Here is a 21,710-nt window from a genome sequence, read left to right as displayed (position 1 = left end):
ACCCAGGACCGCCCGATGCCTAGGCACGGGATGACCAGGATGCGCCGCGCGTGTTAGGCAGGACTGTGAGCATCGACAGGCGTATCGACAGGCGTGCGGAGTTGAGCGAGTTCCTGCGGTCGCGGCGAGCCAGGTTGAACCCGGGCGATGTGGGGCTGCCCGACTACGGCGGGCGGCGGCGAGTTCCGGGGCTGCGGCGTGAGGAACTGGCGCTGACAGCCGGGGTGAGCGTGGACCACTACGTGCGGCTGGAGCAGGGCCGCGCGGTGCAGTTCTCCGAGGAAGTCCTCGATGCCGTCGCCAGGGCGCTGCGACTGGATCCGACCGAGTGTGAGCACCTGTACCGGCTCGCGCGGCCGTACTCGGCGCAGGTGTATCAGGGCACGGGGAAGCGCGAGCCGCAAAAGGTGCGACCGGGGCTGCGGCGGCTGCTGGAGTCCGCGACGGATGTCCCGGCTTACGTCGTGGGACTCGGGACGGATGTCCTGGCGTGGAATCAGCTGGCGGCGGCGCTGCTGATCGACTTCGGGACCCTCGCGCCGCACGAGCGGAACCTCGCCTGGCTGCTCTGCCACGACGAGGGGTTCCGCGCGCTGTTCACCGATCCGGTCGCGAAGATGCAGGACATCGCGGCGTACCTGCGCCTCGACATCGGCCGGCACCCCGACGACCCGGCGCTCGGCACGCTGATCGCGGAGCTGTGCCGGGACGCGGACTTCGCGGCGGAGTGGGCCCGGCACGACGTGCGCGACAAGACGCACGGGAGCTACACGTACCGGAACCCGGTCGTCGGCGAGATCACGCTGGACTACGAGACCTTCCGCGCGCCCGACGACCCCGACCAGGCGCTGATCCTCCAGACCGCGCCGGAGGGCTCGCCCGGCGAGGCGGCCCTCCAGCTGCTGGCGGCGTGGCCGCAGACCGTCACAGCGTCTTCGACAGCTCCTTGATCGGCATCTCCAGCTTGGTCAGCAGCGCCAGGTCCTCCTGCGGCGAGCGGCCCAGCGTCGTCAGGTAGTTGCCGACGATGACGGCGTTGATGCCGCCCAGCAGGCCCTGCTCGGTGCCCAGGTCGCCGAGGGTGATCTCGCGGCCGCCGGCGTAGCGCAGGATGGTGCGCGGCAGGGCCAGGCGGAAGGCGGCGATGGTCTTCAGCGCCTCCTGGGAGCTCAGCGGCTCCATGTCGCCGAAGGGGGTGCCCGGACGGGGATTGAGGAAGTTGAGAGGGACCTCGTCGGGGGTCAGAGCGGCCAGCTGCGCGGCGAACTCGGCGCGCTGCTCCAGGGTCTCGCCCATGCCGACGATGCCGCCGCAGCAGACTTCCATACCGGCGTCGCGGACCATCGTCAGGGTGTCCCAGCGCTCTTCCCAGCTGTGCGTGGTGACCACGTTCGGGAAGTGGGAGCGCGCGGTCTCCAGGTTGTGGTTGTAGCGGTGGACGCCCATGTCGGCCAGGTCGTCGACCTGCTCCTGGGTCAGCATGCCGAGGGAGGCGGCGACCTGGATGTCGACCGCGTCCTGGATGGCCTTCACGCCCTCGCGCATCTGCTTCATCAGGCGCTCGTCCGGGCCGCGGACGGCGGCCACGATGCAGAACTCCGTCGCGCCGGTCGCCGCGGTCTGCTTGGCGGCCTCGACCAGTTCCGGGATGTTGAGCCAGGCCGCGCGGACCGGGGAGGGGAACAGACCGGACTGCGAGCAGAAGTGGCAGTCCTCGGGGCAGCCGCCGGTCTTCAGCGAGACGATCCCCTCGACCTCGACCTCCGGGCCGCACCACTTCTCGCGGACCTCGTGCGCCAGCTGCAGCAGTTCCGGGAGCGCCTCGTCGGGCAGGCGCAGGACCCGCAGGACCTGCTCTTCGGTCAGGCCCACGCCCTCGGCGAGGACCTGGCCGCGGGCAGTCGCGAGGATGTCGAGGTCGTTTTCGGTGTCGTTTTCGGTGGTTGTCATGGTTCAGGCCGCCTTCCGAGGGTCCCAGGTCTGCCGAAATTCTGCCGGATCGAACGTGCCGCCGAGGGCCGGCGCGAGGCCGGCGCGGGCGGCGAGGAGGAAGTCGGCGGGGTCCATCCGGCCGGCGCCGGCCGGGAGCGCGCCGGCCAGCGGACGGGCGCCGATGGTTTCCAGGTCGCGGATGTTGCTGCGCATGGCCAGGTCCGGGTCGGCGGGCCAGGAGCCCAGGACGATGCCGGCCAGGTCCAGGCCGCGCGCGGCCATCGCCTCCAGGGTCAGGGCGGCGATGTTCAGCGTGCCCAGATTCGGGTGCGCGACCAGCAGGACCGGCGCCTTGAGCGCGTGCGCCAGGTCCGCCAGGGTGCTGCCGTCCTCGTCGTTGCGGACCAGCAGGCCGCCGGCGCCCTCGACGAGGACCAGGCGGCGGTGCTCGGCCAGATCCGCGATGCGGCGGACGGTGTCGTCGAAGTCCAGCGGGGCGATGCCCGAGCGGCGCGCGGCGGCGGCGGGGGAGAGCGGGTCCGGGTAGCGGGCGTACTCGTGCAGGTCGGTCACCCCGGCCAGCTGCCGGACGGTCGCCAGGTCGCCCGGCTCCTCGGGCGCGACACCGGTCTGTGCCGGCTTCACCACCGCCACCGAGGTGCCGCGGGTGGCGGCCAGGGTGGCGACGGCGGCGGTCACGACGGTCTTGCCGACGTCGGTGTTGGTTCCGGTTACTACGACGATGGACACGACGCGACTTTACGGGAGGCGGAAGCCCACCCCGTGCGATCACGGGGTGAGTTGGGACACGCCGAGGGCCCGGCTGCGCGTTGCGCGGCCGGGGGACTACTCGGCTCTATTCACCCTCGGGCCGCTTCAGGCGCGCGACGAACTTGTACCGGTCCCCGCGGTAGACCGAGCGCACCCACTCCACCGGCTCGCCCTCGGTGTCGATGGAGTGCCGGGACAGCAGCAGCATGGGCAGACCGGTGTCCGTGCCGAGCAGCCCGGCCTCGGTCGGGGTGGCCAGCGCGGTCTCGATGGTCTCCTCGGCCTGGCCCAGGTGCACGCCGTACTCCTCGGCCAGTGCCGTGTACAGCGAGGAGTAGCGCCCCAGGAGCTTGCGCAGGTTGGGGAAGCGCTGCTGGGACAGGTGGGTGGTCTCGATCGCCATCGGCTCGCCGTTGGCCAGTCGCAGACGGCTGATGCGCAGCACCTTCGCCGAGGCCCGGATGCCCAGGCGCTCGCCGAGCTCGACGCCGGCGGCGACGTACTCCATCTCCAGCAGGCGCGAGGTCGGCTCCAGGCCCTGGGCCCGCATGTCCTCGGTGTAGGAGGTCAGCTGCAGGGACTGGGCCACCTTCGGCTTGGCCACGAAGGTGCCCTTGCCCTGGATCCGCTCCAGGCGGCCCTCCACGACCAGCTCGGCCAGCGCCTGGCGCACCGTGGTGCGCGAGGTGTCGAACTCGGTCGCGAGCAGGCGTTCCGGGGGGACCGGGGTGCCCGGCGGCATGGTCTGGGTCAGGTCGAGCAGATGTTGCTTCAAGCGGTAGTACTTCGGAACACGCACGGTCTCCAGCGCTGATTCCAGCCCTGATTCCAGCGCCGGCGTCGCGCCGTGCGCCCCCTGTGACTCCAGAGCGATGTTCGCGGGTTCTGCGGTCATGAACGGCCCCTCCTCGTGGCCCAAAGTGCCATGGACCCGCGTGTGTGTCCACCCCGGGCGATCTCGGCGGCGACTTTGTTCGGAAACCGGGGTTTACCTGGGACGGGATTATGTATGTCAGGGCTGGTTGCGTCTTGGTAACGGGTTGGACAACCGAGGTCGCGCAGTCTTGACGACCCCAGTGGTCTATGCCAGTCTCCGGACTGGTCTAAACCAATCGGGAAAGTCGGCGGGGCGCTGTCAGGAGGCGCCTTCACCGCACCTTTCCCGCAGCTCGACACCACTACGGATCCACGACCGGATTACCGATCTAACGCAGCACGGGACGGCATCGCTCAGGGTTGCCGTGTCGCGCGGTCGGTCTGTGGGTCGCTCAGATCCCTCACCTACCAAGGAGTAAGGCATGAGGCGCAAGCTCATAGCCCTGTCGTCGGCGGCCGTGGCCGTGGCGCTCATGGCTTCCGCGTGCAGCTCGTCGAAGTCCAGCGGGTCCGACGCGGCCGGCAGCGGCGGCACCACGGCCGCTCCCTCGTCGAACCAGCTCGGCACCGGCGGCACCGGGTCCACCGGTTCGGCGATCACGACGGACGGCAAGGGCAAGACGGTCAACATCTGGCTGATGCAGGACGCGCAGAAGGGCTGGCAGAACGTCGTCGACCAGGCCAACCAGCGCTTCACCGCGGAGACCGGCGCGCAGGTCAAGATCAACTGGCAGACCTGGACCAACTACGGCCAGACCGTGGACGCCGCCATCGGCTCCTCCTCGGCTCCGGACGCCATCGAGCTGGGCAACACCCAGACCGCCAAGTACATCGGCGCCGACCAGCTGGTCGACCTCACCGGCGACAAGTCGAAGTTCGACAACTCCGGCGCCTGGCTGGACAGCCTCGCGGCCTCCGGCGCCTCGCCGGACGGCAGCAAGCAGTACGCGATCCCCTACTACGCCGGCTCCCGCGTCCTGATCTACCGCAAGGACCTGTGGGCCGCGGCGGGCGTGACCACCGCGCCGACCACGCTCGACGAGCTCAAGGCGGACCTGGACAAGGTCAAGGCGGCCAACACCTCCACCGCCAACTTCTCGGCGCTCTACCTGCCGGGCCAGAACTGGTACACCGCCATCTCCTTCGGCGCCGGCAGCTACGGCGTCAACGGCGTCATCGCCAAGTCCAACGGCAGCAGCTGGACCGGCACGATGACCGACCCGAAGTTCCTGACGGGCATCTCGACGTGGGACAGCCTGCAGAAGAGCTACTCGGTCGGCGGCGCGACCAAGGACGAGACCGACCAGGACGCGCTGATGGCCAAGGGCAACATCTCGGCCATCATCGGCAACGGCTGGGAGGCCGCGCAGGTCTACGACCCCAAGGTCGGCGACCCGACGCTGAAGGACAAGCTCGCTGAGATCGCCGTCCCCGGCGTGACCGCGGACGCCCCGACCCCGGCCTTCCTGGGCGGCTCGAACCTGGCGGTCCCGTCGAAGGCGGCGAACTCCAAGCTCGGCGAGGAGTGGATCCGGATCTTCACCGACACCGCCAGCATGAAGCTGCTGGCGGCCAAGGCGATCCCGAACAACAAGACCCAGATCGCCGACTACATCGCCGCCGACCCGGCCAACCAGGCCACCGGCGACGCGGCCAAGGGCGTCACCTGGTTCATCCCGAACTCGCCGAACTGGGCGCCGGCGGACGAGACGCAGCTGAAGACCGCGTTCGGCCAGATCGCCTCCGGGCAGGACCCGGCGACCGTGCTCAAGGGATTGCAGGACAGCATCCTGAAGGACCTGAACAGCTGATCCGCACACGGTCTCTGCAGCTAGAGGCCGGCTGATCGACAACGGGGGGATGGGGACGCCCAGACGGCCGCTAGGGCCGTCTGGCGTCCACCAGAGTTCACTTCAGGTGGCCGGCGTCGTGAGGGGGTCCTCACCCGCCGGCCGTTTGTTTGCCGCCGCCTGCGAGCCGCCATCAGCGCCGGGCGCCCGAGAGGATCGCGGATCCCATGAGTGTCATCGAGAACCGGACTTCCCAACGGGAGGTCCAAAGTCCACCGCCGAAGAGGCGGAGCCTCACCGTGCGGGGCAAGGCCCTGCCCTACGTCTTCCTGGTCCCGTCGGTCGTCGTGCTCGGCACGATGATGGGCTATCCGCTGGTGCGGATGGTCATGCTGGCGTTCCAGAACATGAACAACTACCGCAAGTTCGTCAACCCCAGCCTGGTCAGCTACGTCGGCTTCGACACCTTCAGCTCGATCCTGCACGATCCGCTGTTCTGGCAGGTCATCCGCAGGACGCTGATCTGGACGGCGCTGAACGTCGCGCTGAGCATGCTGATCGCGATGGCCATCGCGGCGCTGCTGGGCCGGATCTCCTCCTGGGCCCGGGTCATCCTGATCACGGTGCTGCTGTTCGTCTGGTCGATGCCCACGATCGTCACCGGGACCGTGTTCCGCTGGCTGTTCGACAACGCCTACGGCGTCATCGACTACATCCTCTACCTGTGCGGCGGCAAGGGCATGCTGCACCACGACTGGTTCGCCGACCCGAACCAGGGCCTGTACGTGGTCGTCACCTCGGTCGTGGTCTGGGGCGCGCTGCCCTTCCTGGTGCTGGCGCTGCACGCCGGCATGACCCAGGTGCCCACCGAGCTGAAGGAGGCCGCCCGCGTGGACGGCGCCTCGCCGCTGCAGGTGTACCGCAACGTGACGCTGCCGATCCTGCGCCCGCTGCTGATGATCACCACCGCGCTGTCCTTCATCTGGGACTTCCAGGTCTTCAACCAGATCTGGACCATGCGCAACGGCGCCCCGGAACAGGGCTACTGGACCATCGGCGTCTACCTGTTCGAGCAGGCCTTCGACCGGAACCGGTACAGCGACGGCGCGGTCATCTCGGTCGCCATGATCGTCGTGATGATGCTGGTGCTGGTCTTCTACATCCGTCAGATGCTCAGGATCGGGGACCAGAAGTGAGCGCCGCCTACCGCAGGGCCCCGCGGCGGGCCATGACCGCCTTCTGGAACAGCGTGGCGATGCTGGTCGCCATCGTGCTGGGCTTCCCGATCTACTGGATGCTGCTGACCACGGTGAAGTCCAACAAGGACCTCATCTCCCAGCACCCGACGTTCTGGCCGTCGCACTTCGACTTCTCGTCCTTCTCCTCGGCGATGGACGACAACTTCGGCGCGAACCTGTGGAACACCGTGGTGATCACGCTGGGCTCGGTGTTCATCAGCCTGGCGGTCGGACTGCTCGCCGCGCTGGCCGTGGCCCGTTTCGACTTCCGCGGGCGCAAGCCGTTCATCGTGGCGATCCTGGTGGTCCAGATGGTGCCGCTGCTGACCATCCTGGTCGGCCTGCTGCCGCTGCTGAACTCCACCAACCTCTACGGCTCGGTGCTCGGCGTGATCCTGGCCTACCTGGTCTTCACGATCCCGTTCATCATCTGGACGCTGCGGACGTACATCGTCGGCATCCCGGTCGAGCTGGACGAGGCGGCCATGGTCGACGGCTGCACCAAGGCCCAGGCCTTCCGCCGGGTCGTGCTGCCGCTGCTGGCGCCCGGACTGGTCTCCACCGGCGTGTTCGCCTGGATCCAGGCCTGGAACGAGTTCGTGATGGCGCGGGAGATCCTCGCGCCGGCCCAGAACAAGACGGCCATGGTGTGGCTGACGTTCTTCAGCGACACCCCGACCCACGGCTCGGACTACTCCGGGCAGATGGCCGGCGCGCTGATCATCGCCGCTCCCGTCATCATCTTGTTCACCGTCTTCCAAAGCCGCCTGTCGACCGGTCTCACCGCCGGCGCGGTGAAGGGGTAGGGGGACGGCGCGCGTGGGAGAGCAACTGCTGCGCGACGCCGCCGCCGTCCTTCAGCCGGGGTTCGTCAATGACGACTCCGGCCGGGTCCCGGACTGGGTGCGTCGCGCCCTGACCGAGGACGGTCTCGGTGGTGTCGCCTACTACGGACGGAACATAGCGGCCACGCCGGAGCGCACCGGCGAACTGTCGGCGGCGCTGCGGGCGGAGAACCCGCACGTACTGGTCGCCGTCGACGAGGAAGGGGGCGACGTCACCCGGCTCGACGTGGCCACCGGGTCGGCGTTCCCGGGCAACTACGCCCTGGGCTACGTCGACGACGCCGAGCTGACCGAGACGGTCGCCCGGCAGATCGGCCGCTCGCTGTGGCGCGCGGGGATCAATCTGAACTACGCGCCGGACGCGGACCTGAACACCAACCCCGACAACCCGGTGATCGGGACCCGGTCCTTCGGGTCCGACCCGGTCGTGGCGGCGCGGCACTCCGCGGCGTACGTCAGGGGACTGCAGGCGGCCGGCGTGGCCGGCTGCGCCAAGCACTTCCCCGGACACGGCGACACCGCCGTGGACTCGCACCACGGCCTGCCGCTGGTGCAGCACTCCGACAAGGAGTGGGAGAAGCACCTGGCGCCGTTCCGGGCCGCGATCGAGGCCGGGGTGAAGTCGGTGATGACCGCGCACATCCTGGCGCCGCGCTACGACCCGGAGTTCCCCTCGACCATGAGCCGCAAGGTCCTGGTGGACCTGCTGCGCGGCGAGCTGGGCTTCACCGGGCTGGTGGTCACCGACGGCATCGAGATGGCCGCCATCGCCGACACCTTCGGGATCGCCGAGGGGACGGTTCTGGCGCTGGCGGCGGGTGTCGACGCGGTCTGCGTCGGCGGCGGCCTGCGGGACGAGGGCGACTACCTCATGCTGCGGGACGCGCTGGTGGACGCGGTGCGCGCCGGCCGGCTGCCCGCCGAGCGGCTGCACGACGCGGCCACGCGCGTGCGGGAGCTCGGGGCGTGGGCCGCCGCGCAGCGTGCGGAGGTGGAGGGGACGTACGCTGCCGGCGGCGGCTTCGGGCGCTCCGGCGCGGTGTCGGCGAACGGCGCCGGAGGCTCTGTCTCCGTGTCTGCCTCGGGTGTCGGCGCGGTGGGTGCGGACGGTGCGAACGGCGAAGCGGCCGGTCCATCCTCGACGCCCACGGCGACGTCGGTGGCGACACCGGGTTCGGCGTCAGTGTCGGCGTCGGCGGCTTCGGACGGTGCGCAGGCGATCGGCCTGACCGCCGCGTCGCGCGCGCTCACCGTCTCCGGCGCCCCGCTGCCGCCGCTGACCGGTCCGGTCTCCATCCTGGAGTTCGTGCCGCTGGCCAACAACGCGGCCGGGACGGCGGTCCCCTGGGGACTGAGCCCGGTGCTGTCCGAACTGCCGGCCGGCAGCTCGGCGGCGCGGTTCGTGGAGCCGGGCGCGGCGACCAGCTTCGCCGGCGACGACGACACCGCCGCCGCGCTCGCCGCGGTGCGTCCGCGGCTGGTCGCGGTGCCCTACACCCCGGCAGGGGTCTCCGAAGCCGTGGCAGCCGCCGCGGACCGGCCGCTGGTGGTCGTCGTCCGCGACGCGCACCGGCACGCCTGGATGGCCTCGGCGCTGGCCGCCGCGACCGCCCTGCGGCCCGACGCGATCGTGGTCGAGATGGGGATCGCGTACGGTCTGGGAGAGAAGTCCGGCGGGGCGACGATGATCGCCACGCACGGTGCGGCGCTGGTGTCCGGGCTCGCGGTCGCCAGACTTCTGACGAAGGGATCCGTCTAGGTGAGTGATGCCAAGCCCGGCGAGATTATGGCCCGGGAGATCGCCGAACAGCCGGCGGTGCTGGAGCGGATCCTCACCGAGGGTCTGCCCCGCATCCGCGAGGCGGCTGAGCGCGTGAAGGCGGCCCAGCCGCGTTTCGCGCTGCTCACCGCCCGGGGGACCAGCGACAACGCGGCGTACTACGCCAAGTACCTCATGGAGATCGCGCTCGGCCTGCCGGTCGGACTGACCTCGATGTCGACCACCACGGCCTACCACGCCGAGCCGGACCTGCGGGACGTGCTCTGCCTGACGGTCTCGCAGTCCGGCGGCTCGCCGGACCTGGTGGCGCACACCGAGATGGCCAAGGCGCGCGGCGGTCTGACGCTGGCCGTGACCAACGTCGCCGGCTCGCCGGTGAATCAGGCCTCGGAGCTGTCTCTGGACGTCCTGGCGGGTCCGGAGCTGGCACTCCCGGCGACCAAGACGTACACCGCGGAGCTGCTGACGCTGTGGCTCCTGGTGGACGCGCTGCGCGGCGGCGACGGCTCGGCGGCCAAGGCGCTGCCCGAGCTGGCGGCCGGGGTACTGGCGCGTGAGTCGGAGGTCGTCGATCTGGCGCAGCGCTACCGCTTCGCCTCGCGGCTGGTGCTGACCGCGCGCGGGTATTCCTACCCGACGGTGCGCGAGGCGGCGCTGAAGATCATGGAGACCAGCTACCTGCCGGCCCACGCCTTCTCCGGCGCGGACCTGCTGCACGGGCCGCTGGCCATGGTCGACAACGTCAGTCCGGTGGTCGCGGTCGCGGCCGAGGGCGCCGGCGGCACGGCGCTGGAGCCGGTCCTGGAGCGGCTGCACGAGCGCGGTGCGGACCTGGTCGTGGTCGGCTCCGCCGAGCACGTCGCGGGCGCCACCGCGGGCTTCGTGCTGCCCTCCGGGATCCCGGAGGAGCTCTCGCCGATCCTGGAGATCCTGCCGCTGCAGCAGCTGGCCTACCACGTAACGATGAGCCGGGGTCTGAACCCGGACGCGCCGCGGGCGCTGGCCAAGGTGACGCAGACGCACTGAAGCTGGCTCGCGCACTGAGCTGGATAGCACTGAGCTGTACGTTCGGCAGTGGGCATCGGGCCCGCCGGTCCTTCGGGATCGGCGGGCCTTTGCCGTCCGCCGAGGATTTCCCCGTCGGCGGGGAACCCGGGGCGGAGCCGAGGCGTGTCCGATCGGTGGCGCCGTACGCCACCCTCGGACGACAAGGGGCGGATTCGATGGGGACAGCGAGATCGGAGGCGGACTTCGAGGCGTTCTACAGCGCCTCGTCGCGCCGCCTGCTCGGCCACGTGTACGCGATGGTCGGCGATGTGGCCGAGGCCGAGGACGCGCTCCAGGAGGCCTATGCGCGGGCCTGGCAGCGGTGGGGCCGGGTCGCAGGCTACGAGGACCCTGAAGCCTGGGTCCGCACCGTCGCCTACCGCATCGCGGTCAGCTCCTGGCGCCGGACGGCCAACCGGCTGCGCGCGCACCGGCGCGGCGCCCGGGCCGAGGAGGAGCCGGGCGCCTCGCCGGACCGGCTGGCGCTGATCGCCGCGCTGCGCGCGATCCCCGCCGAGCAGCGGCGGGTGATCGTGCTGCACCACCTGGTGGGGCTGAGCGTCGAGGAGGTCGCCCAAGAGACCGGCGCCCCGATCGGGACGGTCAAGTCGCGCCTGGCCCGGGGCCGCCGCGCGCTCGCCGGCCACGTCTCCGAGTTCGCCGATGAGAATCAGGAGGCCGAGAACTATGTCTGAGTTCGAGGAAGCCCTCGCACGATCCGTGCAGGACGGTATTGCCCGGGGCGGACTGCCCGGGGCGGCGGACGCGGTCCGACAGGGGCGGCGGCGCAGCCTGCGGGCCCGTGGCGGGGTGACGATGCTCGGCGTCGCCGTGGTCGCCGGCGCGCTCGGGGGCGCCGGAGTGCTCGGCGGGGGCACGGGAACGGCTGCGGGATCCGGGACGGACTCGTTCAAGCATGCCGACGACGGCGTCTTGCCGGCCGCGCAGTGGCCGGCATACGACGTCGCGCACTGGAAGGTGGCGCCGAGCTGTAGCGTTGCCGACCGGTCGAAATGCCGTCCCGGAGACCCGACCGACGACATTAAGCAGGTGAAGGCCGGCGACCTGACCGGGCAGTGCGGTCCGACGAAGTCGTTCCCGGTTCTGAGGTTCGTCCAGTACGCGACCCAGGAGGACGAGCTTCTCAAGCTGGACGGCGACGAGATCGTGCTCACCTTGCCCAGCCGGGCGGCGGCCGCCGCCTTCATGGCGGAGGCCCGTACCGCGGGTTCGCCGCGCGCCTGCGCCGGTGTTCCCGGTGCGGAAGGCGTCACGCCGGGCGTCGACACGGCCGACGGGGTCTCCTGGGAGTGGACTGAGGCGCCGCCGAACGCAGCGATGTACGGACACGGCTACCTGGTCCGGGTGGACGATCGCGTCGCGTTCCTGCGGCTCAACCAGACGGGCGGCGGCGACACCGTCCGCGGTACCGCCGGGGACGAGACCGTGTTGAAGAATCTTGAGGCTGCCCTGAGCAAGTAGCACCGCGACACGCCCAGAGCGGGCCCGTCCTTCCCGGACGGGCCCGCTCTCGCTGCGTTTCGCTGAGGCCTTCCGGCCCCGGGCCCGCGGCGGTGTCGGCCCCTCAACCTCCACCGCCGCGCTAGCCCGCGGCCTTCTTGGTTCGCCGCCTTCCCGGCCGTCCGGCGAGGCGTGCGGAGCCTCGTCGTGCGTTGCCGCCGGGGGGCGGCCTGGTCGGAAGCACCAGTTCCCGCGCCTGTCAGGGCTAGGCGGGTTGATGCTCCCTCGCCAGTCTGTGGGACCCGTCCGGCGCCTGGGCGCCCGAACCGGCCTCGAATACGCTACGCCCTGCGACCCAGGTGCGCAGCGGGTGGTACCCGTCGTCGAACCAGACCAGGTCGGCGCGGGCGCCGGCCTCGATGCGGCCCAGATCGCTCCGGCCGAGGGCGTCGGCCGGGACCCGGGTGGCCGCCACCAGGACCGATGCCTCGTCCAAGCCGATGCCGACCATGTTCCGGACCGCCCGGTCCAGGGTCAGCGCCGACCCGCCGATGACGCCGGCCGCGTCGCGCGGCACGCCGTCCTCGCCGAGATGGACCTTGATGCCTGACAACTCGTATTCGCCCGGCGGCATTCCGGCCGCGGCTATGGCGTCGGTCACCAGCGCCACCCGGCCGCCGGCCGCGCGCCAGACCAGCGTGCAGATCTCCGGGGCGACGTGGTGCAGGTCGGCGATCAGCCCGCAGGTGAACCGGGTGTCGTACAGCGCCGCGCCCGGGACTCCGGGCTCGCGGTGGTTCAGCGGGCGCTGGGCGTTGAAGATGTGGGTGACCAGGGTCGCGCCCTGGTCGGCGGCGGCGATCACCTGCTCGGCCAGCGCGTCGGTGTGTCCCAGGGAGACCCGCACGCCGGCCTCGGACAGGCGCCGGACCGCCTCCGGACCGCCTTCCAGCTCCGGAGCCAGGGTCACCATCGTGACCACGCCCCGGGTCCGCTCGGCGGTCAGCGTCGCGACGATCGCGCCGACGCCCTCCGGCGTCGGCGCGACCAGGTACCGCGGGTCGTGGACCCCCGGTCGCAGCGGCGACAGGAACGGTCCCTCCAGGTGGACGCCCATAGCCTGCGCGCCGCGCAGGGAGCCGAACACCGCTGCGGCCCGGTCGACCCCGGCCAGCAGGGTCTCCAGGGGAGCGGTGATGTACGTGGGCTGGAACGCCGTCACGCCGGTGCTCGGCAGCCGGTCGGAGACCCGCCGCCAGTCCTGCTCGGAGGCGGTGATGAAGTCCACGCCGAAGCAGCCGTTGGTCTGGATGTCCACCAGCCCCGGCGCGAGCACGCCGGAGTCCAGGGCTATGTCCGCCTCGGGCGAAGCGCCGTCCAGCACCTCGGCCACGACCCCGCCGTCCACGACGACGGTGGCGGGTCCCGCCAGGCGTCCCCCGAGCAGGACGCGGGGTGCTGAGATGCTGGTCACGAGAAAAGATTGTGGACTAGACCAATCGGCGATGTCTAGACCTATGTTCAAAAGAGCTCCGCGAAGCGTCTCATTTACGGGCGGTGCGCAGCCGCCGATGGACGATTGTCCGCGAGATCACTCAAGACCGAACGAATCAGATCCGTCTCGAGGTCGGACAAATCCGCCCGGGCCGTCACCCGCAGCCGCGACTTGCCGTCCGGGACCGACGGCGGCCGGAAACAGCCGACGTGCAGTCCGCGCTCCAGGCAGAAGTCCCGGGCCGCCACCGCGGCCTCCGGGGCGCCCATGATGATCGAGGTCACCGCGCCGCTCGGGGCGGTCGCCTCCAGCCCGAGCGCCAGCGCCAGCTCGTAGATCTCCCAGGAGCGCTTGCGCACCAGCTCCGGCAGTCCCGGATCGCGCTCGATCACCCGCAGCGCGGCCAGCGCCGCCCCGGCGGAGGCCGGAGCCAGCCCGGTGTCGAAGATCATCGACCGCGCCGCGTCCACGAGGTGGGCGATCAGCTCCGCCGAGCCGAGGATCACCCCGCCCTGCGAGGCGAGCGCCTTCGACAGCGTCGCGGCGACGACCACGTCGGGCTCCCCGCCGAGCCCGGCGTCGAAAACGGCTCCACGGCCCTCAGGACCGGCCACACCGAACCCGTGCGCCTCGTCGACCACAAGGACCGCGCCGTGCGCTCTACAGGCCTCGTGGAGCTTTCTGAGGGGTGCTGTGTCGCCGTCCACGGAGAACAAGGATTCGACGACGACCAGAGCGCGCTCCTCGGACCGCTCCGCCAGCGCCGCCGCGACCGCGTCCGCGTCGCTGTGCGGCGTGATCGCGACCCGGGCGCGGGACAGCCGCGCGGCGTCGATCAGCGAGGCGTGGTTCAGGCTGTCCGAGACGATCAGGTCCCCGCGGCCGGCCAGCGCCGTGATGACGCCGAGGTTGGCCAGATAGCCCGAGGAGAACACCAGCCCGGCCTCCATGCCGGCGTGCGCGGCGAGCCCGGCCTCGAGCTCCGCGTGCAGCTCGGTGGTCCCGGTGACCAGCCGCGAGCCGGTGGACCCGGTGCCCCAGCGGCGCACCGCCTCCACAGCGCCCTCGACGACCTCCGGATGGCGGGTCAGACCGAGGTAGTCGTTGCCCGCCAGGTCGATCAGCGGGGAGTCGGCCGCGCGCGGGACCAGGATCCGGCGCAGACCCGCCGCCCGGCGTTCGTCCGCGCGCTGCGAAAGCCAGGAGAGCGGGTGCCGGGAAGGCTGGGAAGGCTGGGAAGGCTGGGAAGGCTGGTCGAGGGTGCTCACGAAGCCAAGAGGCTACCCGCCCGCCAACCGGCTCCGGACCTGGCGGAACTTCCAAAACGATCGTGGGGGAGTTGTGGGCGCCGGCTTGTGATACCAAGAAGCATGCCGTCCATGAACGACCTGATCCACACGCGCACCGACCTCGACGAGGCCGATCTGGACTGGCTGCACCTGCTGATCGGCGACTGGCAGCTGCTGGCCGACCTGTCGTTCGCCGACCTGGTGCTGTGGGCGCCGCTGCGGACGGAGGACGGCGCCGACCCCGGCCAGGCGCCGCTGACCGAGCCCGGCTACGTGGCGGTCGCGCAGATGCGCCCGAACACCGGTCCCACCTGCTACACCGCCGACCTGGTCGGCTCGACGATACGGCGCGGCCAGCGGCCGATGCTGGACTTGGCGATCGACTCCGGGCGGATCCGGCGCGAGGGCGACCCGGAGTGGCGCGAGGACGTGCCGGTCCGGGTCGAGGCGATCCCGGTGCGCCGCGGGGACCGGGTCATCGCGGTGATCTCGCGCAACACCAACCTGCTCGCCGCCCGCACCCCGAGCCGGCTGGAGCTGACCTACCTGCAGACCGCGGCGGACCTCGCGCGGATGATCGCCGAGGGGATATTCCCCTACCCGGAGTCGCGGGAGCAGCAGGACAACTCCCCGCGCGTCGGCGACGGCGTGATCCGGCTGGACGCCGACGGCGCCGTGGTCTACGCCAGCCCGAACGCGCTGTCCGCCTACCACCGGCTCGGCTACGCCGCCGACATGGTGGGGGAGCACCTCGGCGCCCTGACCGCCACCCTGGCGCCGGTCCAGGGCGCGATGGAGGAGGCGCTGGAGGTCGTGGCCTCCGGCCGCAAGCCGCGCGAGGCCGAGGTCGAGGGCAACGGCACCGTGGTCCAGCTGCGCGCCATCCCGCTGCGGCCGCAGGGCGAGCGCACCGGCGCGCTGGTCCTGGTCCACGACGTCACCGAGCTGCGCCGCCGCGAGCGCGAGCTGATCAGCAAGGACGCGACGATCCGGGAGATCCACCACCGGGTGAAGAACAACCTGCAGACCGTGGCCGCGCTGCTGCGCTTGCAGGCCCGGCGCATCGAGGACGGCACCGGCCGCGCCGCGTTGGAGGAGGCGGTCCGCCGGGTGGGCTCGATCGCCCTGGTCCACGAGACGCTGTCGCAGACCCTGGACGAGCGCGTCGACTTCGACGAGATCGCCGACCGGGTGCTGGCCATGGTGGTGGACGTCGGCGCGGGCGGCCCGGGCGGGCCCGGCGGCGTCACCGTGCGTGCTCAGCGCACCGGCCGCTTCGGCGTCCTGCCGGCGCAGATCGCCACCCCGCTGTCCATGGTCCTGACCGAGGTGCTGCAGAACTCCCTGGAGCACGGTCTGGCCGACCAGGGGGGATCGCTGCAGGTCGAGGCGCACCGGCACGGACCCCGGCTGTGCGTGGTCGTGACCGACGACGGAAACGGGCTCCCGCCGGGTTTCGACGCCGCCACGGCCGGGAACCTCGGACTTCAGATCGTCAGAACACTCGTGCACGGTGATCTGAAGGGCACCTTCGACCTCAGGCCCGCGCCCGGCGGCCGCGGCGCGGTGGCCGTTCTGGACGTGGAAGTCGGCGAGGTGCCCGCGGAGCCGGGCACATGAGGGCCCTGGGACGAGAAAGGCTACGACGGGAGGGGCTACCCGGGGGCGCGACAGAGTGGTAACAGAACTCCGCTACGCTAGAGGTGGAAGCACCGGAGAAGACCCCGGGAAAACCAACAGAGCGGCCCATGGGCCGCTCGGTTTCGGTGTCCGTACTGCGGTCCAAGAACGCCGCAGCACGGAGATACGTTCACATGTGCTGATGAAGTCGTCGTGTGAAGCTGTCGTGCGGTCGTACGAGAGCTTGCCGGATACGGGACGTGCGGATGCCTGGTCAGGCCATCCGGCTGCGGGCCCGGGCGGCGCGGCGCTTGAGCGCGCGGCGCTCGTCCTCGCTCATCCCGCCCCACACGCCGGCGTCCTGGCCGCTCTCCAGCGCCCACTGCAGGCACTGGTCGACCACGTCGCAACGGCGGCATACAGCCTTGGCATCTTCGATCTGCAGCAGTGCGGGCCCGGTGTTCCCGATCGGGAAGAAGAGCTCTGGGTCCTCGTCACGGCAGGCAGCGCGGTGGCGCCAGTCCATGGGGTCCACTCCTTCGGTTTCGTGGTGTACGTGTGTGCGTGCGGTGCCGGCACGGGATGCGGCGACTCGACCAGGTCCCCCACGGCCCTGGCGGGTCCTGACGCGTCCGGATGTGCCGGGTGTTACTGCCACAACGCCGGACGCGGGTGTCCGGTCACTGTGGGCCCTGCTGTTGTACGTCTTCTGTACGGCTCTACCTGTCTGGCGCCGGGCCCGCCACTGGACGGCCGCCGCCTGGGTCCCCGCTCGGCGCCCACTTTGTGAATGTGAACGCTTTCACTAGTACCCCCGACGGCCGGGACCACTCGTATTACTGGGCAGTTGGCCTCGGCGGAGATCGCTGGCGCGCTCCGCGGACGAAGGCTTGACGCAAAGGGAGAACCGCGACCCGGGTGTGATCCGCGCCGCTCTTCCCTTGTGTCCAACCGCACCGGCCGGGTGATCCTGGCGACAGGTGCCTGCATAAAGGGTGTCAGGGGTTCCGGCCGGTGCACAAGAGGTTGGTCCGATGTTTTTGGATTGCAGGGTGTCTCCTCGCTCACACCTTGCCTTCCAAGGGGGTAACGAGGTGCCGATGACTAGTCCAAAGGCACTAGAGCGAACTAGTACCTGTGAATCCTCGGCGACACCGGAGCCTGCCCGACCGTCCGTGACTCCATGTCATCACATCGCGACGCGCAGCGCGTCGCGAATCGCGCGGAACGTCACACTTTCGCGCAGCCCCAAGTGGTCCCCGTCGACCTGGAAGTCGGTCGGCACTTGGGCGGTGAGCGTGAATTCCGTCAGGTCGTGGTGGACGGTGACATTCTTCCCGCGGACGAGCTTGTCGGCGGAGGTGAACATCTGGCGCACTATCCGCAGCGCGGCCCGGCCGGACATCCCGGTGACGCCGAACATGTCCAGACCGTCCTCGAACGAGGAATCCGGGGTGATCACGATCGGCTTGTTGCCGAGATACGTCCAGGGCGAGGTGTTGGTCACGATGGCCATGAACAGCCGCGGTATCTCGGTCCCGTCGCCGAGCCTCATGCCGATCGGCGGATTGCGCCGGTCCAGGCCGTTCCAGTAATGCCGGAGCGCCGAACGGATGTACAGGGAACCGGTCGACTTGTGCCCGGCGCTGCGCCGCTCCTCGACTATCCCGACCACCGCGGCGTCGAAGCCGTACCCGGCGGTGAAGGTGAAGTAGCGGTCGTCGGCCAGGCCCATGGAGACCGGCCGGCGGCGGTTCTCGTGGATCGCGTCCAGCAGGACGCCGGTGGCCTCCACCGGATCGTTGGGCAGCCCGAGCGCGCGGGCGAAGACGTTCGTCGACCCGCCGGGCACCACCCCGAGGTCCGAGCGCGCGGCGCCCTCGGGGAGCTCGGCGGTCAGTATGCCGTTCACGACCTCGTTGACCGTTCCGTCGCCGCCGAGCGCGACGATCAGGTCCACCCCGTCCTCCGCGGCGGCCCGCGCCAGCTCCATGGCGTGCCCGCGGTACGCGGTCTCGCCGATCACCGTGTCGAGCTCCCCGGCCAAGGCGTGCGCCAGCACTTCGCGCGTACGTTCGGTCGTGCTGGTGGCCTTGGGGTTCATGACCAGGAGCGCGCGCATGCGCACACGTTACTGGTTCGTATTACGACTGCGGTATGCGACCCGCCCGGTCCCAGGTCGGGGCGGGTCACAGCGCCGGGGCGGAGGTCCCCGCGAATCCTGCCGCTTTGTCCGCGACCCGGCGTTGCTACCCTCCTGGGTATGTCGAGCAATCCGACTCCCCAGGCCGCGCCGACTGCTCCCGGCGCCCCGGACACCCCGGACATCACCGACACCCCGGCCGCGACGGACACCGCGGAACAGCTCCCGCGTCCGCTCCTGGCCGTCGCCGCGGTCGTCGCGGTGGAGAGCCTGGTGGCCCTGATCTACTCGGTGTGGCTGGTGGTCGAGGCCTTCGTCGGAACCCCGCGCGAGCGCGGCCAGGCGATCGCGGTCGGCATCACGTTCCTGATCCTGGCCATACCGCTGCCCCTGGTCGTCCGCGGCCTGCTGCGAGCCAGCATGCGAGCCCGAACCCCGGCACTGATGATGCAGCTGCTGGCCCTGTGGGTCGCCTACTTCATGGTGCAGGCCGAGTTCTGGATCGGCGCCGTCCCAGCGGTCGCCGCCGCGGTCGTCGGCCTGGTCTGCCTGTTCACCCCGGCTTCGACCGCCGCCCTGACCCGGCACTGGCGCGAGGACTGAGAGCGGACACGAAAGAGCGGCGGCCTGATCGGGCCGCCGCTCTTTTGTCGTCTATTCAGCTGTTCGGCCAGTCAGCCAGTCAGCTGCTCACTCGTCCACGAGCAGCTGCGCCCGCAGCTGCTCCAGGGTCCGCGCCAGCAGGCGGGAGACGTGCATCTGCGAGATGCCGATCTCCTCGGCGATCTGCGACTGCGTCATGTTGCCGAAGAAGCGAAGCAGCAGGATCTTCTTCTCGCGCGGCGGCAGCTGCTCCAGGAGCGGCTTGAGCGACTCCCGGTACTCCACGCCCTCGAGTGCCTCGTCCTCGCTGCCGAGGGAGTCCGCGACGGCCGGCGAGTCCTCGTCGCCGCCTTCGGAGACGTCCAGGGACAGGGTGGAGTAGGCGTTCGCCGATTCCAGGCCTTCCAGGACCTCTTCTTCGGAGATCTTGAGGTACTCGGCCAGTTCGGCGACGGTGGGGGAGCGGCGGTTGCGCTGCGAGAGCTCGGAGGTGGCGCTGGTCAGCGACAGCCGGAGCTCCTGGAGGCGGCGGGGGACGCGGACCGCCCAGCCCTTGTCGCGGAAGTGGCGCTTGATCTCGCCGATGACGGTCGGTGTGGCGTAGGTGGAGAACTCCACGCCGCGCTCGGTGTCGAAGCGGTCGACGGACTTGATCAGGCCGATGGTCGCCACCTGGGTCAGGTCGTCCAGCGGCTCGCCGCGGTTGCGGAAGCGCCGGGCCAGGTGCTCCACCAGGGGCAGGTGCATCTGGACCAGCTCGTCGCGGATCTGCTTGCGCTCGGTGGAGCCCTCGGGGAGCTCGTTCAGGCGGGCGAACAGTTCGCGGGCGCGGGCGTGCGCCTCGGCGTGCGGGCCGCCCTGGCGCGGCGGGCGGCGCAGGGGGAAGGAGGTCGTCGCGGCCGGGGCGGCGGTCTCGCCGTCGGTCTCGGTGTCCGGCTCGTCGTGCTCCAAGACCACGCCGAGCTCGTCGATCTCCAGGCTGGGCTCGTCGAAGTCGCCGTCCTCGGCCTCGGTGTCGGGCTCGTCCGGGGCGTCCGGAGCGTCCGGCGTGTCCTCGTCCCCGGCGGCGGCCGCGGGCGTTCCCCGCTGCCCCTCGCCGTACCCGGCCCGGCGGGCGGCTGGGATCTCGTCCGGCTCGAAGGCGCGCACTGGAATCTCCTCGGCGGCGCTCACGGAGCTCCCACGCCGCGCTGCTTGAGCATGCTGATGGTGACGGTCTGCCCGATGCCGGCGCCGGTCGGGCCGTCGGGCCCGTCGGCGTCGGAGACGCGCGCGTCGACCTGGCCGGCCAGCGCGGCCAGCACCGTCCAGGCGAAGGTGTCGCGGGCCGGGGTCTTGCCGTCCAGCGTGGGCACCGAGACGTCCACCGCGAGCGCGCCGTCGCGCAGCTCGAACCGGCACGTCAGCCCGGAGCCGGGCACCGCCTTGGTGAGCAGGATCGCGCACGCCTCGTCCACGGCGATGCGCAGGTCCTCGATCTCGTCCAAGGTGAAGTCCAGCCGGGCCGCCAGGCCCGCCGTCGCCGTGCGCAGCACCGACAGGTACGCACCCTCGGCCGGGATGCGGACCTCGACGAAGTCCTGCGGGGCACCGTTTTGTTGTCCCATTCCGCTTCCTGCGCTCGTTGAGGCGATTGTGGGGACGGCTGTCCGCTGGGCAGAGTGCTGATGCACGACACCTCCGCTGCTGGAGTGAATCATTCTGCTGCGGATCGTACGCCGAACGCGTGCCCGGGCGTGGCCCGGACGCACCCTCAGTGCTCGTCCCTCCCACTCAACGTACCCCGAACGGGGTACGGACGAGCCGTCCCGCGCCGGGGAAAATCCGGCGCCGGACGGCTCGGGGGCGGCACTGATCGCCGCGGGGCTGCTCCGGGTGCGGATCAGGCCTGCTTGGTCTCCCAGAAGATCTTGGAGATCTCCTCGATCTTGGCCAGCAGCTCCTCGGCCACGGCCGAGTCCATGCTGCCCTTGGTGCCGCTCGCGCCGGCCAGCTTGGTGGCCTCGTTGAACAGCGTGTTCAGCTGGGGGTACTTCTCGAAGTGCGGAGCCTTGAAGTAGTCGGTCCACAGCACCCACAGGTGGTGCTTGACCAGCTCGGAGCGCTGCTCCTTGATCAGGATGGCGCGGGTGCGGAAGGACGCGTCGGAGTTGTCGGCGTATTTCTTGGTGATGGCCAGCACCGACTCGGCCTCGATCCGGGCCTGCGCCGGGTCGTAGACGCCGCACGGCAGGTCGCAGTGAGCGTGGACAGCTGAGGTGCGGGAGAAGATCCGCGAGAACATGTCAGGTTCCCCTATCTGGTGCGCCGGATACTCGGACAACGGACGAGACGACCCTACTGCCCCCCTTGATCCGACGCGTGGCATGGTGGCGTTCGTGAGACTTGTCCCACGCGCCGCCAAAGGGTGGTCCGTGCACCGCGTCACCGGCGCCTCGATGGTCCCGGCGCTGCGCGACGGCGACTTCGTCCTGGTCCGGCGCGCGCGCCCGGGGCGGATCCGTCCCGGGGACGTCGTGGTCGCGCGGCACCCGGCACGCGCGGGGGAACTGCTCATCATCAAACGGGCGGCCCGGCGCGAGGGCGCGGGGTGGTGGCTCCTGAGCGACAACGAGTTCGTGACGTCGGACTCGCGCGAGTTCGGCGCGGTGCCGGAGGACTCGGTCCTGGCCCGGGCCGTGCTGCGGCTTCGGGATCCGGCCCGGATCGCCCGGATCCCGAAGAAACGCTGAAACCCGCGCCGCGCGAGCGCGATGCCCCCGCGCGCCGCTGAGGCGCGCCTGGGGGACGCGGTGCGCGTCGGAGCCCTCTGATGCTCCC

At 70.8% G+C, this 21,710-nt stretch carries 21 protein-coding genes; 11 read left to right on the top strand and 10 right to left on the bottom strand.

Annotated elements, in window-relative coordinates:
• Window positions 1–65: 65 nt before the first annotated feature.
• Window positions 66–950 carry a helix-turn-helix domain-containing protein gene (locus CACI_RS38185; protein WP_223297374.1) on the top strand — a complete coding sequence of 295 codons (885 nt, stop codon included), beginning with the start codon at window positions 66–68 and terminating at the stop codon, window positions 948–950.
• On the opposite strand, the gene bioB is transcribed toward CACI_RS38185, so the two are convergent.
• The 3 genes from bioB to CACI_RS38170 all read right to left on the bottom strand — a co-directional run bounded on the left by bioB (window position 925) and on the right by CACI_RS38170 (window position 3,598).
• A complete protein-coding gene (gene bioB / locus CACI_RS38180) occupies window positions 925–1,950 on the bottom strand; it encodes a biotin synthase BioB (protein ID WP_015796273.1) in 1,026 nt (341 codons plus the stop codon). The genes CACI_RS38185 and bioB overlap by 26 nt on opposite strands.
• A gap of 3 nt (window positions 1,951–1,953) precedes the next feature.
• Complete coding sequence (gene bioD, locus CACI_RS38175) at window positions 1,954–2,682, bottom strand: dethiobiotin synthase (protein WP_015796272.1); 729 nt, start codon at window positions 2,680–2,682, stop codon at window positions 1,954–1,956.
• Window positions 2,683–2,788: 106 nt separating this feature from the next.
• Entirely contained in the window at window positions 2,789–3,598 is an 810-nt protein-coding gene (locus CACI_RS38170) for a GntR family transcriptional regulator (protein WP_015796271.1), read from the bottom strand.
• A 403-nt stretch (window positions 3,599–4,001) separates the two neighbouring features.
• Here CACI_RS38170 and CACI_RS38165 point away from each other — a divergent pair, with 403 nt between their 5' ends.
• The 7 genes from CACI_RS38165 to CACI_RS38135 all read left to right on the top strand — a co-directional run bounded on the left by CACI_RS38165 (window position 4,002) and on the right by CACI_RS38135 (window position 11,761).
• Window positions 4,002–5,390, top strand: coding sequence for an extracellular solute-binding protein (locus CACI_RS38165; RefSeq protein WP_015796270.1), 1,389 nt, complete (start codon window positions 4,002–4,004; stop codon window positions 5,388–5,390).
• A 278-nt stretch (window positions 5,391–5,668) separates the two neighbouring features.
• On the top strand, window positions 5,669–6,565 hold the full coding sequence (locus tag CACI_RS38160; RefSeq protein WP_015796269.1) for a carbohydrate ABC transporter permease: 897 nt from the start codon (window positions 5,669–5,671) through the stop codon (window positions 6,563–6,565).
• Entirely contained in the window at window positions 6,562–7,413 is an 852-nt protein-coding gene (locus CACI_RS38155) for a carbohydrate ABC transporter permease (RefSeq protein WP_015796268.1), read from the top strand. The genes CACI_RS38160 and CACI_RS38155 overlap by 4 nt, the downstream gene beginning before the upstream one ends.
• Before the next feature lie 13 nt (window positions 7,414–7,426).
• The gene (locus CACI_RS38150; RefSeq protein ID WP_015796267.1) at window positions 7,427–9,211 is read left to right on the top strand and encodes a glycoside hydrolase family 3 N-terminal domain-containing protein; all 1,785 of its coding nucleotides are present in this window, start codon (window positions 7,427–7,429) and stop codon (window positions 9,209–9,211) included.
• A gap of 27 nt (window positions 9,212–9,238) precedes the next feature.
• Window positions 9,239–10,258: an SIS domain-containing protein gene (locus CACI_RS38145; RefSeq protein ID WP_049871852.1), complete on the top strand. Its 1,020-nt coding sequence runs from the start codon at window positions 9,239–9,241 to the stop codon at window positions 10,256–10,258.
• Window positions 10,259–10,455: 197 nt separating this feature from the next.
• A complete protein-coding gene (locus CACI_RS38140; protein WP_015796265.1) occupies window positions 10,456–10,974 on the top strand; it encodes a SigE family RNA polymerase sigma factor in 519 nt (172 codons plus the stop codon).
• Window positions 10,967–11,761 (top strand): hypothetical protein, encoded by a 795-nt coding sequence (locus CACI_RS38135; protein ID WP_015796264.1) that lies wholly within the window; start codon window positions 10,967–10,969, stop codon window positions 11,759–11,761. The genes CACI_RS38140 and CACI_RS38135 overlap by 8 nt, the downstream gene beginning before the upstream one ends.
• Before the next feature lie 244 nt (window positions 11,762–12,005).
• Here the strand turns inward: CACI_RS38135 and nagA are convergent, their stop codons facing one another.
• Both nagA and CACI_RS38125 read right to left on the bottom strand, forming a co-directional pair.
• The gene (gene nagA, locus CACI_RS38130) at window positions 12,006–13,214 is read right to left on the bottom strand and encodes an N-acetylglucosamine-6-phosphate deacetylase (RefSeq protein ID WP_049871851.1); all 1,209 of its coding nucleotides are present in this window, start codon (window positions 13,212–13,214) and stop codon (window positions 12,006–12,008) included.
• Window positions 13,215–13,288: 74 nt separating this feature from the next.
• A complete protein-coding gene (locus CACI_RS38125; RefSeq protein ID WP_015796262.1) occupies window positions 13,289–14,503 on the bottom strand; it encodes an 8-amino-7-oxononanoate synthase in 1,215 nt (404 codons plus the stop codon).
• 111 nt (window positions 14,504–14,614) lie between these two features.
• Here CACI_RS38125 and CACI_RS38120 point away from each other — a divergent pair, with 111 nt between their 5' ends.
• The gene (locus tag CACI_RS38120; protein ID WP_015796261.1) at window positions 14,615–16,144 is read left to right on the top strand and encodes a sensor histidine kinase; all 1,530 of its coding nucleotides are present in this window, start codon (window positions 14,615–14,617) and stop codon (window positions 16,142–16,144) included.
• Between the two features lie 274 nt (window positions 16,145–16,418).
• Here CACI_RS38120 and CACI_RS38115 read toward each other — a convergent pair whose 3' ends face one another.
• Both CACI_RS38115 and CACI_RS38110 read right to left on the bottom strand, forming a co-directional pair.
• Window positions 16,419–16,670 carry a WhiB family transcriptional regulator gene (locus CACI_RS38115; RefSeq protein WP_015796260.1) on the bottom strand — a complete coding sequence of 84 codons (252 nt, stop codon included), beginning with the start codon at window positions 16,668–16,670 and terminating at the stop codon, window positions 16,419–16,421.
• Window positions 16,671–17,333: 663 nt separating this feature from the next.
• Complete coding sequence (locus CACI_RS38110) at window positions 17,334–18,266, bottom strand: diacylglycerol/lipid kinase family protein (protein WP_015796259.1); 933 nt, start codon at window positions 18,264–18,266, stop codon at window positions 17,334–17,336.
• Window positions 18,267–18,407: 141 nt separating this feature from the next.
• Here CACI_RS38110 and CACI_RS38105 point away from each other — a divergent pair, with 141 nt between their 5' ends.
• Window positions 18,408–18,890, top strand: a complete 483-nt coding sequence (locus tag CACI_RS38105) for a hypothetical protein (RefSeq protein ID WP_015796258.1) — start codon at window positions 18,408–18,410, stop codon at window positions 18,888–18,890.
• 87 nt (window positions 18,891–18,977) lie between these two features.
• Here the strand turns inward: CACI_RS38105 and CACI_RS38100 are convergent, their stop codons facing one another.
• The 3 genes from CACI_RS38100 to sodN all read right to left on the bottom strand — a co-directional run bounded on the left by CACI_RS38100 (window position 18,978) and on the right by sodN (window position 21,174).
• Entirely contained in the window at window positions 18,978–20,063 is a 1,086-nt protein-coding gene (locus CACI_RS38100; protein ID WP_223297373.1) for an RNA polymerase sigma factor SigF, read from the bottom strand.
• Entirely contained in the window at window positions 20,060–20,497 is a 438-nt protein-coding gene (locus tag CACI_RS38095; RefSeq protein WP_015796256.1) for an ATP-binding protein, read from the bottom strand. The genes CACI_RS38100 and CACI_RS38095 overlap by 4 nt, the downstream gene beginning before the upstream one ends.
• A gap of 275 nt (window positions 20,498–20,772) precedes the next feature.
• On the bottom strand, window positions 20,773–21,174 hold the full coding sequence (gene sodN / locus CACI_RS38090) for a superoxide dismutase, Ni (RefSeq protein ID WP_015796255.1): 402 nt from the start codon (window positions 21,172–21,174) through the stop codon (window positions 20,773–20,775).
• 94 nt (window positions 21,175–21,268) lie between these two features.
• Between sodN and sodX the strand changes: the two genes are divergently transcribed.
• The gene (gene sodX / locus CACI_RS38085) at window positions 21,269–21,622 is read left to right on the top strand and encodes a nickel-type superoxide dismutase maturation protease (protein ID WP_223297372.1); all 354 of its coding nucleotides are present in this window, start codon (window positions 21,269–21,271) and stop codon (window positions 21,620–21,622) included.
• The last annotated feature ends 88 nt before the right edge of the window (window positions 21,623–21,710 follow it).

It is taken from the genome of Catenulispora acidiphila DSM 44928, from assembly GCF_000024025.1.
Lineage (GTDB): Bacteria > Actinomycetota > Actinomycetes > Streptomycetales > Catenulisporaceae > Catenulispora > Catenulispora acidiphila.
This window is presented reverse-complemented; position numbering and strand designations above follow the sequence as displayed.